Source organism: Marispirochaeta aestuarii, assembly GCF_002087085.1.
GTDB classification, from domain to species: domain Bacteria; phylum Spirochaetota; class Spirochaetia; order JC444; family Marispirochaetaceae; genus Marispirochaeta; species Marispirochaeta aestuarii.
This window is the reverse complement of sequence record NZ_MWQY01000003.1, coordinates 83,749-96,438: the sequence shown is the minus strand read 5'-3', so window position 1 is coordinate 96,438 and position 12,690 is coordinate 83,749. Positions and strand designations below refer to the sequence as shown.

General features: G+C 52.3%; 17 protein-coding genes and 1 other RNA gene. 12 read left to right on the top strand and 6 right to left on the bottom strand.

Annotation, left to right across the window (positions count from 1 at the left end; genetic code table 11):
- Positions 1 to 9: 9 nt before the first annotated feature.
- From B4O97_RS03395 to B4O97_RS03375, 5 genes are read left to right on the top strand one after another with little or no spacing between them, the layout of a single operon-like run.
- Positions 10 to 450 carry a phage tail fiber protein gene (locus B4O97_RS03395; protein WP_083048338.1) on the top strand — a complete coding sequence of 147 codons (441 nt, stop codon included), beginning with the start codon at positions 10 to 12 and terminating at the stop codon, positions 448 to 450.
- On the top strand, positions 451 to 834 hold the full coding sequence (locus B4O97_RS03390) for a hypothetical protein (protein ID WP_083048336.1): 384 nt from the start codon (positions 451 to 453) through the stop codon (positions 832 to 834).
- 13 nt (positions 835 to 847) lie between these two features.
- Positions 848 to 1,276, top strand: coding sequence for a hypothetical protein (locus B4O97_RS03385; RefSeq protein ID WP_083048334.1), 429 nt, complete (start codon positions 848 to 850; stop codon positions 1,274 to 1,276).
- Between the two features lie 27 nt (positions 1,277 to 1,303).
- Positions 1,304 to 2,089 carry a hypothetical protein gene (locus tag B4O97_RS03380; protein ID WP_143305506.1) on the top strand — a complete coding sequence of 262 codons (786 nt, stop codon included), beginning with the start codon at positions 1,304 to 1,306 and terminating at the stop codon, positions 2,087 to 2,089.
- The gene (locus B4O97_RS03375; RefSeq protein WP_143305504.1) at positions 2,065 to 2,313 is read left to right on the top strand and encodes a hypothetical protein; all 249 of its coding nucleotides are present in this window, start codon (positions 2,065 to 2,067) and stop codon (positions 2,311 to 2,313) included. The genes B4O97_RS03380 and B4O97_RS03375 overlap by 25 nt, the downstream gene beginning before the upstream one ends.
- 128 nt (positions 2,314 to 2,441) lie before the next feature.
- On the opposite strand, the gene B4O97_RS03370 is transcribed toward B4O97_RS03375, so the two are convergent.
- From B4O97_RS03370 to smpB, 5 genes are all read right to left on the bottom strand, one after another.
- Entirely contained in the window at positions 2,442 to 3,683 is a 1,242-nt protein-coding gene (locus B4O97_RS03370) for a site-specific integrase (RefSeq protein WP_083048328.1), read from the bottom strand.
- Complete coding sequence (locus tag B4O97_RS03365; protein WP_083048326.1) at positions 3,684 to 4,019, bottom strand: YopX family protein; 336 nt, start codon at positions 4,017 to 4,019, stop codon at positions 3,684 to 3,686.
- Entirely contained in the window at positions 4,016 to 5,188 is a 1,173-nt protein-coding gene (locus B4O97_RS03360) for a hypothetical protein (protein WP_083048323.1), read from the bottom strand. The genes B4O97_RS03365 and B4O97_RS03360 overlap by 4 nt, the downstream gene beginning before the upstream one ends.
- 98 nt (positions 5,189 to 5,286) lie before the next feature.
- Positions 5,287 to 5,643, bottom strand: a transfer-messenger RNA (tmRNA) gene (gene ssrA / locus B4O97_RS03355).
- A 71-nt stretch (positions 5,644 to 5,714) separates the two neighbouring features.
- A complete protein-coding gene (gene smpB, locus B4O97_RS03350) occupies positions 5,715 to 6,170 on the bottom strand; it encodes an SsrA-binding protein SmpB (protein ID WP_083048320.1) in 456 nt (151 codons plus the stop codon).
- 98 nt (positions 6,171 to 6,268) lie between these two features.
- On the opposite strand from smpB, the gene lepB reads away from it, so the two are divergent.
- The 7 genes from lepB to queA all read left to right on the top strand — a co-directional run bounded on the left by lepB (position 6,269) and on the right by queA (position 12,094).
- Positions 6,269 to 7,018, top strand: a complete 750-nt coding sequence (lepB, locus tag B4O97_RS03345) for a signal peptidase I (RefSeq protein ID WP_083048319.1) — start codon at positions 6,269 to 6,271, stop codon at positions 7,016 to 7,018.
- Positions 7,019 to 7,026: 8 nt separating this feature from the next.
- Positions 7,027 to 8,160 carry a radical SAM family heme chaperone HemW gene (gene hemW / locus B4O97_RS03340; RefSeq protein WP_143305502.1) on the top strand — a complete coding sequence of 378 codons (1,134 nt, stop codon included), beginning with the start codon at positions 7,027 to 7,029 and terminating at the stop codon, positions 8,158 to 8,160.
- A 70-nt stretch (positions 8,161 to 8,230) separates the two neighbouring features.
- Entirely contained in the window at positions 8,231 to 8,977 is a 747-nt protein-coding gene (locus B4O97_RS03335; protein WP_083048315.1) for a YebC/PmpR family DNA-binding transcriptional regulator, read from the top strand.
- On the top strand, positions 8,977 to 9,477 hold the full coding sequence (gene ruvC / locus B4O97_RS03330; RefSeq protein ID WP_083048313.1) for a crossover junction endodeoxyribonuclease RuvC: 501 nt from the start codon (positions 8,977 to 8,979) through the stop codon (positions 9,475 to 9,477). Before B4O97_RS03335 ends, ruvC begins: the two co-directional genes overlap by 1 nt.
- Entirely contained in the window at positions 9,477 to 10,070 is a 594-nt protein-coding gene (gene ruvA / locus B4O97_RS03325; RefSeq protein ID WP_083048311.1) for a Holliday junction branch migration protein RuvA, read from the top strand. The genes ruvC and ruvA overlap by 1 nt, the downstream gene beginning before the upstream one ends.
- 1 nt (position 10,071) lies before the next feature.
- Positions 10,072 to 11,106 (top strand): Holliday junction branch migration DNA helicase RuvB, encoded by a 1,035-nt coding sequence (gene ruvB, locus B4O97_RS03320; RefSeq protein ID WP_083048310.1) that lies wholly within the window; start codon positions 10,072 to 10,074, stop codon positions 11,104 to 11,106.
- Positions 11,081 to 12,094 carry a tRNA preQ1(34) S-adenosylmethionine ribosyltransferase-isomerase QueA gene (gene queA / locus B4O97_RS03315; protein WP_083048308.1) on the top strand — a complete coding sequence of 338 codons (1,014 nt, stop codon included), beginning with the start codon at positions 11,081 to 11,083 and terminating at the stop codon, positions 12,092 to 12,094. The genes ruvB and queA overlap by 26 nt, the downstream gene beginning before the upstream one ends.
- Here queA and B4O97_RS03310 read toward each other — a convergent pair.
- Positions 12,088 to 12,690, bottom strand: a complete 603-nt coding sequence (locus tag B4O97_RS03310; protein WP_233142890.1) for a hypothetical protein — start codon at positions 12,688 to 12,690, stop codon at positions 12,088 to 12,090. The two genes, queA and B4O97_RS03310, sit on opposite strands and share 7 nt — an antisense overlap.

Sequence of the window (12,690 nt, the reverse complement as noted above, 5' to 3'; positions counted from 1 at the left end):
GGGGATGAAATGAGCAAATCCAATACCTTTGAGAATGAGCTTTTACTGCTGCTGCTTAACAATACGAATATTGCAAACGTCGGCGATGCTACCGGACTGCGTGGATCATCTGCTGCCGGGGTGCTTTACGTCAGTCTGCATACTGCGGACCCAGGAGAGGCGGGGAACCAGTCAACGTCGGAAGCGGACTATACCGGATATGGTCGCGTCTCGGTTGCTCGTACTTCCGGCGGCTGGACCGTTACCGGGAACGCTGCGGCCAATGCTGCGGCTATAACTTTCGGGGCGTGTACCGGAGGAACAAACGCGATTACATACTTCGGCATCGGGACTTCCGAAACCGGAACCGGCAAGCTCCTATACTCTGGCGCTCTTTCGGCAACCCTGAATGTATCAAACGGCATAACACCCGAATTCGGAGCTGGTGAACTGGATATCACGGAGGACTAAATGCCGAACGCCTACCAGATAGACCGTGTGTCAGTCCCGGCAGGGAGTAGCTATTCGCCTGAGTTTACTTTCAGGGATGAAGCGAAGGCGGCAACAACCCCGAATGCTGGCACTGTCACATGGACGCTGACCGACAAAAACGGGAATGTGAAAAACAGTCGGGAAGATGTGGCCGTAGATTCTGCCAACCCGGTTATTGTTAATCTCGAAGGAGACGATTTGACCGCAGAGGATGCTGATGTTTTTACCATTGAGCAGGGCGTAAAAATTGCCAAAGCGGAAAGGCGTCTTTCGATTCGCGGCGAGATAGATACCACGCTCGGAAACAATCGGCCAACCACCATGGAGCTGATCTTTTTTGTTTATAAAATTGTTGCAGTGTAGGGGGTAAAGAAGAATGGAATTTATCGATCAACTTGTTGCTATCGGAATACCCGTTACGCTTATAGCCTCAATCGCGTTGATAATCAAATCCTGGCTGATGCTCTCGACAATCGAAAAGGTCGTAGCCGGCCTTGAGCCACGGATCCGCAACTTGGAGGAAAATCGCGTTGAAATTGAAAACGACATATCCGAGATTGACGGGAAAGTTGACGTCCTGAAAGATGAATTAGGCGCCAAGATAACGGACCTTACCCGCAACGTCGATAACCTGTCAAAATATATGGACACCTTTGCGCAGTCGCTTGGCAGTCTCAGGGATAATCATATCGAATGGAAAGCCGCCTTTGAGAAAGAACAGACGAAACTTTTCCAGATGTGGTCAAGCCAGTTTGAACACTTTACAACCGAAATGCGCGATCTGAGGAATGCGCTTAAAAAGTAGCCTATGCCGAGATACCACAGGACTCTTTTGATCAACGATATGCACTGCGGGCACTTGCTCGGATTAACGCCTCCGGATTGGCACAGGAACGATTGCACCAGTTGGCAAATTCCCGCATGGCATTTTTACCAGTCAATTGTCGAGCAGATAGGCCCAGTTGATGATTTAATTGTCAACGGCGACGCAATCGACGGCCCCGGAAAAAAAGAAACCACATCACACCTGACAACAGATATCGGCGAACAGTGCCGGATGGCTGAGCAGATAATCAGCCTGCCGAAAGCTGACCGCATACATATCGTCAAGGGAACCGGTTTCCACACTGACGGTGATACAGCGTATGAGGACATTTTAGCTGGCGCTTTCGGACTCAAGGCCCACGACGAATTGAGGCTTGAAGTCTATGGCAGAAAGATCCACGTCCGGCATGTAGTCGGGAGAAGCGATATCCCCTACGGCCAGCAAACGCAAATGCAGAAAGAATTGATAAACGATATTTTGCAGGCTGAATTCGAAGATTACCAGTCAGCTGACATCCTGCTCAGAGCTCACGATCATTATTGTTTTAAAGTCGAGACAGCAGACTCCAGGCGCGGCTTTATGCGTATCGTCTACATTGCCCCCGCTCTGCAAATGAGAGGCCCGCGGCAGTCCAGCTTTACCCGGAAGCTTAGAACGTGGAAATATGATTTCGGTATCAGCCTAATTGAAATTGACCAGAAATCCAGGGAAGCATTTATCCGGCCTTTTCTGATGCCGATTAAACACTATGCAAGGAGAGAATATCTATGTCTGACGGAAGAGCAGAAATAACAATGCCTGATACGCTGGAAATATCAGAAGACATGATGGCGAAGATTGCAGAGATTGAGGACACGTCAAAGTTTCAGCATAAGATATGGTCGGCCGAAGAAGACGCGATCCTTTTGAAATACTGGAAAGTGAAAAACAAATCACAATTGTCAAAAGTAATCGGCGTTTCCGAGACCACAGCACGGGAACGGTATCTTAAATTAACAAAAGACTATCCCGATTAAAAGCGTCCTTCTCCGCGCTTTTGATCACTGCCGGGCTTGTCCCGGCTTTTTTTATTTGAGCGAAAAAAGTATATAAATTTCGCTCACGAACTAAACCGTTTCCATTTCAGAAATAGTACCGGAAAGGTTCACTCCTTGATTTTTCCTTCCAAGAATTTCCGCTGGGCTTGTTCAATGAGCGGCAAATCCTGGACAATGTAATCCGTATAGTGCTCTGTCATTGCCTCTGAATCGTGACCGGTAAACCGCCTGATGATTGTATCGTCAACATGGGCACGGCGTAAAAGCGTATTAAAGAACCGGCGGGTAGAATGGAAAACGATATTCCGCTTCTTTCGTTCTTCCTCGCCTATCCCGACCGATTCAAGGCGCTTATAAAACCAGTCCCGCAGACGGTTAGCAGTAATCGGAATTTCCCGGCGCGGATGGAAGCTGAAAAGGTACTGATCTTTTTTCCCCATGAACGGCTGCAACTCTTTGCGCATCCCCGGGGTGATAGGTATCTGCCGGACCTCTTTGTCTTTTACCAGTGTACGGCGCTTCATTTTTTGGTTGTACTGCTGGTCAATTTCCAGGTAACTCATCGTAAGCACCCGATCCCCACGTTTGACCTCGACATCCTTAACGTCCCCGGAGACAATGCCGCAGACCTCGGAAATACGGAGCCCCGTCATAAAAGCAAGCTTCATGGCGGGGTAATATACCGCGCTGTACTTATCGTCAACAGGTACCTCAAGTAGCCGGCGGGCCTCATCGAGCGAGAGCCCCCCACGCTTATTTTTTTCCACGGCCAACGGGCGAACCTGCCGCCACGGGTTGCGGTACAGGGAGCGCGCGTCCTTCATTAACTGGACCCTTTCGTATTCACCCAGGATTGTTGAATAGACCGATTTCCAGTTATTTACCGTCTTATTCGCCCGCCCGGTTGCCTGCCACTCGAAAAGCAAATCCTCGCAGTCCATCGCGGTGATTCTGTCAATCTGTTTATCGCCGTGGTAGGGCAGGATTTTGCTTTCCGTCACCCGCTGAGCATCACGGCAATAACTTTGTGTGATCCCCGGTTTATCTTTCGGCGACCGGGCCAGTATTCCCCGGATATAATCCGACCTGTGCCAGTCCCAGAAATTGCGCTGTTCGACCCACTGGCGCAGGGTAGGCCCGGAAAGCCCTTTCCCGTATTCCAGCAATTCCCGGACTTTCCCCTCTGCCTGCTTTCTGGTTTTCGCCCTATCACGTTCCCGCGTGTAGCCTATGCTGGTTGATTTTCCAGGTTGCCGCACCCCGTCGACATAGGCGTAGTAGTACCATACGGTTTTGTCTTTGAATTTCCGCGGGTAAATTGTATAGTCTGAATCGCGGTATCGGGGCATTTAGACGGCCTTCTCCAATAGCTCCGGGTTTTCGTGGATGTTGCCGATGATCTTTGATACATTGAAATTGTTTATGCCGTCCCAACGGTATCGATTCCATCTTACGATTTGCTTCACGTATGGATCAGCGCCTTTTGGAACTAAACCAGAATAATGCTCTATAATATCACCCTCATAAATCTCTTTGCCGTTCTTGTCCTTGAGACCGGTGAATTGTTCTGGCTCAATGCCGTTCGCATTGCACATAGCCAGCACCCATGAAGGATTCACTTCATCATCACGCGAGCCGTATACGAACTTCTTACCAGTCCATGCCCGAAACTTAATCTCTCTCATTCCGTCACCGCCTCAACTGCACTCGCCTGATACGCCGATACATCCCCGGTGGCTAAATCCATAACCCATGAGCCCGTATCGTCAATCCAGAAGAGCTCCCCGGCCACAACGTCCCAATCTTCGAGGTCATAAATCCCGGCCTCGACAAGCACCCTGTCGGTGTCAACCAGATTTGATTCCCTGATCTGGTAGACCATATTATTGATTGTGTTTGACTGGTAATAGTAGAGGCCATCCACGTATTTTGATTCTGTAACCGACAGGCCGGAGTTTGTCGCGGTGTATGCTTCATTTAGTGTGATTGATCCGCCGGAAACCGACAGGGTGTAAACATGCTCATAATCGGCAAATACTGAATTGTCAGCGGTCGGCGTTCCGTAGCCTACCCGCCGGGCTCCGGTTGCGAAGGGGTGAGAAAGGGCGGTTGACGGCCCCTCGGTGACGCTTCCGTTGTCAGCGATGATCTGTTCCCAATACGCATTGCCACCCCAATGGATCATATAATAGGTATCGGCGGTCTCGTCATAGATCAGGGAGTGAGATTTCAAGCCCCCGGATTCAGCACCGGAAAGACCTTCATACAGTCGCAGGGCCGCAGGACTGCCGGAAAGCTCACGTGAGACGCCGCCGGGGTATGACCGCTTAAAGCTGCCGGTCAGGATAAAGGGCGTTTCCGTCTCGCTTAGAACCATGTATCCGGCGGGTACGGTATCGCTGTCATTCAGTTTGAACGATTCCCCTGTAGCCGGGTCAACGTTCAGGACCGCCCCTCCGCTGACGTAGTACATGCGGTTATTACGGTATTTAATCTCCGACCAGTTACCAGGGGCCGGGATTTCAACCAGCTCACCTGTTACAATGTCAGCTACCGCTGACGTGGTGGAATCATCATAGCTGTACTGTAAGACCATGTAATCGGTAGACAGCAGCTTTGACTCAGTGACCGGGACACTGACCTCGACACCTTTCTCGTCAGTCCAGACCACCTCTTTGACTTCCGCGTCTTTCACGGCGTTCAGGACAGCGGGACTATTCCAGACCCGGAGATACCCGTCAGCCCCGGCAAGGTTTACGCTCACAAGCGGGGCCCTTTCGCTACCGGCACCACCGCCGGAGCAAGCGACAAAAAGTACTAAGATCAGCAAAGTAAGCAACATTTTGTTTTTCATGATATACCCTCCTGCGCGTATCAGTGCATATAATGATAGCATAACTGATACGTACAAGATAAGTATAACCCTAAGTTGTTAATACGTCAACATTTATCTAATGGAGGTGGCGGGAGTCGAACCCGCGTCCTACAAGGCATGCCATAGATCTCTACAGGTTTAGCCGTCTCTTTAATCTCGGACCGGGTGAGGAGAGCCGGCAGCCCTTCCCGATTCCAGAGCCTGCTTGAATGTCCCCGGGCAGCACAGGCCTCTGCTCAGGTAAGCCCTGGTTTATTACAAGCACACCGGGCTTCAAGGCGGCATCCCGGGTACCCGACGAGGCTTAATTAAGCCGCGATTGCGTAGTCTGCTTCGTAATTGTCAGCAGTTATTGTTTGTGGCAGTTTAAGGAGTTAACCGCTCCACCTGCAACCCATGACTCTGCATCTCGCAGTCGAAACCTTGACACCCCCCATCTGATGACTGTTCTGCACGTCAGGGATCTTCCATAATATACGCAAATGATACTGAATCATCAAGTAGTTTACAGCCGCTGCTTGAACTCCCTGTCCGCGGCGCGCTTGTCATCCCGTTCCTTGATGGACTGCCGCTTGTCATGGAGTTTCTTTCCCTGGCAGACTCCCAGTTCAAGTTTTACAATACCCCCCTTCAGATAGAACTTCAGGGGTACCAGAGTCAGACCTTTCTCGTCAACCTTGCGCTGCAGACGCTTGATTTCGTCTTTGTGCGCCAGAAGCCGGCGTTCCCGTACCGGTTCATGGTTGAAAATATTCCCGAACTCATAGGGGGTGATATGAAATCCAACCAGCCACAGTTCACCGTTGCGTATGCGGGCGTAGGCGTCTGTAAAAGAGAATTTTCCGGCCCGCATGGATTTTACCTCGGTACCCTGCAGGGCTATACCGCATTCGAGAGAATCGAGGACCATGTAGTTGAAGCGGGCCTTTCTGTTGTCCGCCAGGATCTTTTTGCCTTCCATACAGGTCTGTGAGTCTACGGTAAATTCCCGGGTTTACGCAAGTACATGGCCTGTGCAGCAGTTGAAGGGAGAGGATTTTTCTGATAGCGTCTTCTATCATGTTTCAGCAAAACGGCGGCTTCTCCCGCTATTCAGCTTATGTGCGGGGCAAAAAACAGCGGACCCGGATAAAAAAAATCCTTATTACAGCGGCCGGGTTTTTTATTTTTGTCGGCCTTCTATCGATTGCCGGTATAAGCAGCCTGGAGATGCGCGGAGAGGCAATGGAGCCTGCTCTCCATAACGGTGACCGCCTGCTTGGTGCGGCGCTCCCCTATGGTTTGAGTTTCGGCCTTTCTCAGAAACGTTATTTTGCCGCCGGAAGGCCGGAAAGGGGAGATCTTGTCCTCGCCCGGCCTGGATACGATTCTTCTCCTTCCCCCTGGTTCATCGCTCTGGACAGGGTTCTTGGAATAATCAGTTTTCAGAAGATCAACATGGAGTCCATCCTTGGCGCACACCGCGGCGATTCCCTGATTGTCCGCAGGATCATCGGGATCCCCGGCGACACCCTCTATATGAAAGACGGGAGGGTGTTTTGCAGGCCCTCCGGGGAGGATGAGTTTCTGAGGGAGGATAGGCTGACAAAGGAAGAATACTCTCTCACGCTTCCTGAAGGAATCCCCGGCTGGGAATCAGCTTACCCTGGAAACTCCGATTTCTCCCGGATAGTGCTCCGGGAGAATGAGTATTTTCTGCTCTGCGACAACCGTGGAGTAATGGACGATTCCCGCCTGTGGGGACCGGTTCCCCTGAGGGCGGTCCTGGGGAAGATCCTGTTCACCTATTGGCCTCTTCCTTTTTTCTGAACACCGGCATGAAACCGGCTCTGTATGTTCACATACCTTTTTGCAGTGCAAAGTGCGATTACTGCGATTTTTTTTCCCTGGACTGCCGAAGCAGAGAGGATAAAGAAGCCTTTACCAGGGCGCTTGTCAGGCAGCTGAGCTTTTTTTGTGACAGGCTGAAGATTGATGAGTTTCCCACGGTCTATATCGGCGGAGGCACTCCCACAAGTCTGACACCGGAATCTCTGGAGATGATTTTCTCCGCCATAGCCAGGGCAGGGGGGAAGCTTCCCCTTGAGTGGACCGTTGAAGTTAATCCTGAATCCCTGAGCAGGGATCATCTGGACCTCTTTTCCGCTTATCCGGTAACCCGGTTAAGTATGGGGGTACAGAGCATTCACGGGCCCTCCAGGAAGTTCCTGGGAAGACGGGGCAGTCTGAAATCGGTGTACGCCGCTTTCGATCTGCTCGGGAAAAACTGGAAGGGGAAGCTCAGTATCGACCTGATTCGCGGACTCCCGGAAAGTGCGTCCCTGCTCCTGGAGGAGGAGCTGGCCATGCTGCCCCTTTCGGGAATTGAGCATATATCTCTCTACGATCTCAGCCTCGAGGAGGGTACTCCCCTTGCTCTTCGCACCGGGAAGATCGGAGCGCGGAATGACAGTCTGCCCCGGGATATTGAGTCCAGGGGTTTCCTGCATTACGAGGTAAGCAACTATGCAAAGCCTGGAAATGAGAGCCTGCACAACCGGTCATACTGGGAGATGGAACCATACCTGGGTATTGGCCCCGGGGCGGTTTCACTTTTATACGGGAATGATAGCTGGATGCATCAGAGTGTCCGACCTGACCTGAATCTTTATCTGAGGGGAAAACCGGAGGATTACACGGAGATAGAATACCCTTCCGCTGTAGAATTTTTTATCGAACACCTCTTTATGGGGTTTCGGCAGGTGCGCGGAATTTCCCTGGAAAAGATCGAAAGACGCTTCGGACACAGCCTCCGGGACATTATCCCCCGAACCCTGGGTGTCTGGGCGGACAGTCTTTCCATCGATACTGAAGCGGGCAGGCTTGCTCTTGGTCCGGAAGCCTTCTGGATTCAGGACAGGTTCTTTCTCGATGCCTGGAAGGAGCTGGAATCCCTTAATCCCTTTGCTTGACAGCAATTTTTTGTCTATGCTACTGTTCTGTGTTACAATTATCCCACTCGAGAATAAACAAGGAGACAGTATGTCCGGTCACAGTAAATGGGCATCTATTAAGCATAAAAAGGGCGCTGCGGACGCCAAACGGGGAAAGATTTTCTCCAAGATTATAAAGGAGATTACCGTTGCAGCCAGAATGGGCGGTGGAGACGAAGAAGCCAATCCTCGGCTGAGGACTGCGGTGCTCAAGGCCAAGGCGGCCAATATGCCCAAGGATAATATCGCCCGGGCTATAAAAAAGGGAACAGGTGAAATAGAAGGGGTCGATTATATCGAACTTACCTATGAAGCCTATGGACCCGGCGGGGTCGCCATCATGATCGAGGCTCTTACGGATAACAAAAACAGAACCGCCGCGGATATCCGGAGTATCCTCACCAAGGGAGGCGGCAGCCTCGGAGAAACAGGATGTGTCTCCTACCTTTTCAAGCGCAAGGGCATTATTGCCTACAATGCGGCCGAGTATTCTGAAGAAGCCATTTTTGAAGCAGCCCTCGAGGCAGGCGCCGAAGATGTCAGTCACGAGGGAGACAGTATCGAGGTCACCACCGAGCCTGAAAGCTTCGAAGAGGTCCTTACAGCCCTGCAGGGCGCAGGATTCACCGAAGAGATGGCCGAGGTAAGCCTGGTTCCGGAAGCCTATGTAAGTCTGGACACCGAATCCACCGCCAAGGTCATGCGGCTCATCGAGCGTATTGACGATCATGATGACGTTCAGTCGGTTTCAACGAATATCGATATCCCCGATGACTTCGAGATGCCTGAAGATTAATGAGGGTCCTCGGGATTGATCCGGGATTGGCCAATACGGGCTGGGGTATAATCGACGCCAGAGGCAGCAGACTGCGGCATGTTTCCCACGGGAGTATCACTACTTCGGCCAGGGAGTTGAACGGGCGTCGTCTTTTGACTATTCGGCGGGAGCTCATAGATATTATCCGAAAATATAAACCGGAGATCGTCGGAATAGAGAGCATCTATTTTGCCAAGAACCAGACCTCCGCGATACCCGTCGCCCAGGCTATGGGGGTGGTCCTTGTTACCTGCGAAGAGCTGGACCTGAGGGTGGAGGCATTCTCTCCCCCCATGATTAAACAGGCAGTTGCAGGGGTCGGCAGGGCTGACAAGGAGCAGATGCAGGAGCTCCTCCGGCTCATCCTCGGTTTAAAGGATCCTCCCAGGCCGGATCATGCCGCTGATGCTCTTGCAGCTGCGGTTTGCCGGTACAACTACCTGTCTCCGGAACAGACGGCAGAGGGGAAAGAAGATTAATGTACAACAGTCTTACTGGAACAATAACCGAGATACGCAGCTCCGAATGCTGCATTGATGTGGGCGGGGTCGAATATATCCTGTCTGTAACAAGCGGCGCACTTCAATCTCTGCAGCCCGGCTCCCGTCAGCGTCTTCTTGTATATCTTCACCATAAAGAAGATGCCATGAAACTCTACGGCTTTGCCGACGAGACCGAGAGGACGGTTTTCACGAAACTTCTGAAGGTTTCCGGTGTAGGCCCCAGTCTGGCAGTAAAGATCCTTTCCGGTCTTCCTTCCCGTCGTCTGGCGAGTGCCATTGAGGAGGGAGATATTGCATCTTTGAGCTCAATTCCGGGGCTCGGAAAAAAGACTGCCCAGAAGATCATCCTTGCCCTGCAGGGTACCATTGTCTCTGCCGATGCTGCAGCCGGCGGCCCCCACGGAGATATAATATCGGCCCTTGCGGATATGGGCTTTGACCGGAACGCCGCCGCCGAAGCGGTCCGGTCCCTGATTAATAAGCTTCCCGAGGATATCGACAAAGAAGAAGCCGAAGGGCGCCTCATGCGGGAAGCCATCGTCCTGTTGAGCCGGGGCGCAGGAGCATAGCATGGAGAATGACAGCTTCCTGCGGGGCGATTTTACTGCGGAGGACGAAAAAGAGCTCTCCCTGCGGCCTGCCACCCTGGGAGAATTCCTGGGTCAGCCTTCACTTAAGGAGAACCTGTCGGTCTTTATCCGCGCCGCCCGGGAGCGAGGCGAGGCTCTGGATCACCTCTTTCTGGCCGGACCTCCGGGGCTGGGCAAGACAACCCTGGCGGGAATCGTGGCTGCCGAAATGAAGGCGGAGTTCAAAGCGACCTCTGCTCCTGCCCTGGACAAACCGAAGGACCTGGCGGGGATTTTGACTTCTCTTACGGAGAACTCGGTCTTTTTCATCGACGAAATCCACCGTCTTAAGCCGGTTGTGGAGGAGATGCTCTACATCGCCATGGAAGACAACGAGATAGACTGGGTTATCGGACAGGGGCCGGCTGCCAGGACAATCCGAATCCAGATTCCCCATTTTACCCTGATAGGGGCAACCACAAAGGCAGGTCAGGTGGCGGGTCCCCTGTACAGCCGTTTTGGAATCTCCTTCCGTATGAACTTCTACGAGACCGCTGACCTGGAAAAGATAATCAGGCGTACAGCCGGTATTCTGGAAACCTCCGTAACCCCCGGCGCTGTGGCCAGGCTGGCTATGAGTGCCAGAGGAACCCCGCGGGTCGCAAACAGGCTGCTGAAAAGGATGCGGGATTTTGCGCAGATTCTGGGAAAATCCGGTGACGGAACTGTAACGGAGAAGATAGTGGAGGAGGGGCTGGGGCGGCTGGAGATCGACGAGTACGGTCTTGAACGCCTGGACAGGCAGATCCTCGCTACCATCATCAGCCGCTATAACGGAGGTCCCGTGGGTGCCGAAACTCTCGCCATATCCGTGGGGGAGGCCATTGAATCTCTTGAAGATTTTTATGAACCCTACCTGATTCAGCGGGGTTTCCTTCAGCGGACTCCCCGGGGTAGGATGGTAACCGACCTGGCTTATGAACACCTGAAAATTGAAGCGGGAGAGCGGAGTGCTGACCAGGGATTTCTCTTTTGATTTACCGGAACATCTGATTGCCCAGTTTCCTCCGGAGCACCGGGGAGAATCCAGATTACTGCTGCTGGACAGAAAAACAGGCACAAGCTCCGACCATGTTATGGCGGAATTTCCTGAACTCCTCCCGGAGAACAGTCTTGTTGTATTCAACAATACCCGGGTAAGAAAATCCAGGATCTTCGGCAGAACCGAAAACGGCGGCAGCGTGGAGTTCCTGCTGCTGAAAGAGAGGGAGCCCGGGCTGTGGGATGCCGTGGTTCAGAGGCGCAAGCGGCAGAAGATCGGCCGTCGCTACAGTTTTCCCGAAGGGGTGGAGGCTGTTCTTGTGGATAAACCCGGAGATCGGGGCATCCTGCGTTTTGATCCTCCCCTGGATAAGGCCTACCTGGAACGCAATGGAGCCATTCCTCTTCCTCCGTATATTCGGCGTTCTGCGGACGAAAGCGACAGCGAACGCTACCAGACCGTCTATTCCCGGGAGGAAGGCTCAGTCGCCGCACCCACCGCGGGTCTTCATTTTACCCCGGCAATTCTCCACCGTATTCGGGAACGGGCAGAGATACGCTACGTTACCCTGCATGTGGGAATAGGGACCTTTGCGCCTATCCGTACTGAGCACCTGTCTGACCACCGTATGCATACGGAGGAGTACGAGGTATCCGTCGAAACAGCGGATGCGGTGAACCGGGCACGAAGAGAGAAGCGCCCTGTCGTTGCGGTGGGTACGACCACGGTTCGGACCCTGGAATCCGCTTTTTCTGAAGGAAAACTGGCTGCGGGCAGGAATTCGACGGATCTTTTTATTTCACCGGGTTACAGATTCAAAATAGTGGATCATATGTTTACCAACTTTCACACCCCCGGTTCCAGCCTGCTGGTGATGGTGTCAGCCTTTGCAGGGAGAGAAGTCATTCTGGAGGCATATGCAGAGGCCGTACGGAAGGAGTATCGTTTTTTCTCCTATGGAGATGCCATGTTCATTCAGTAGGTGTTTTCATCCATGGCCTCAAACTCGGCCCTGACTCTGCCAAGGTGTTCCAGGTCCATACGGATTATTTCACCGTAATCCAGCTCACCCTGCATTATCCTGTAGCGTTCATCTTCCCAGGCCTCAATCCCCTCGTAATGATCCCAGGGTTTTGTGGAAGCATTCCGGGCCCATCGACGGGCCTCGGGCCAGTAATAGAGGGCTGCCCTGAAAAAGTGCTCAGCGATTTTAAGGCTTTCCAGGTTTTCCTCTTTCCAGGGAGCATTAAAAAAGTAGGCCTTCTCCCGATTGAACTTGGCTGCAAGCCCACGATACTGTTCGATTATTTTCAGATTGACGTGCATTTTGAAAAGTGCCCGGTACTTTGCCCAGTCCGTGGAATCGTTGATGGGGCGGCCAAGGGCATACAGAGGGTTGCAGAAATCGGACGTGAGGGCCCGTTCTAGGTACCAGATGTTTTCCTCGTAATTCTCCGGATACCGGTACAACTGGGTATGGAACAGCTTGTAGAATTGCTCCGCATATTGTACCGGGTAGGCGGACGCCACCTGTGGGAAAACAAGTATTGATAAAAGAAGAATTACCAGAGTCCTCAC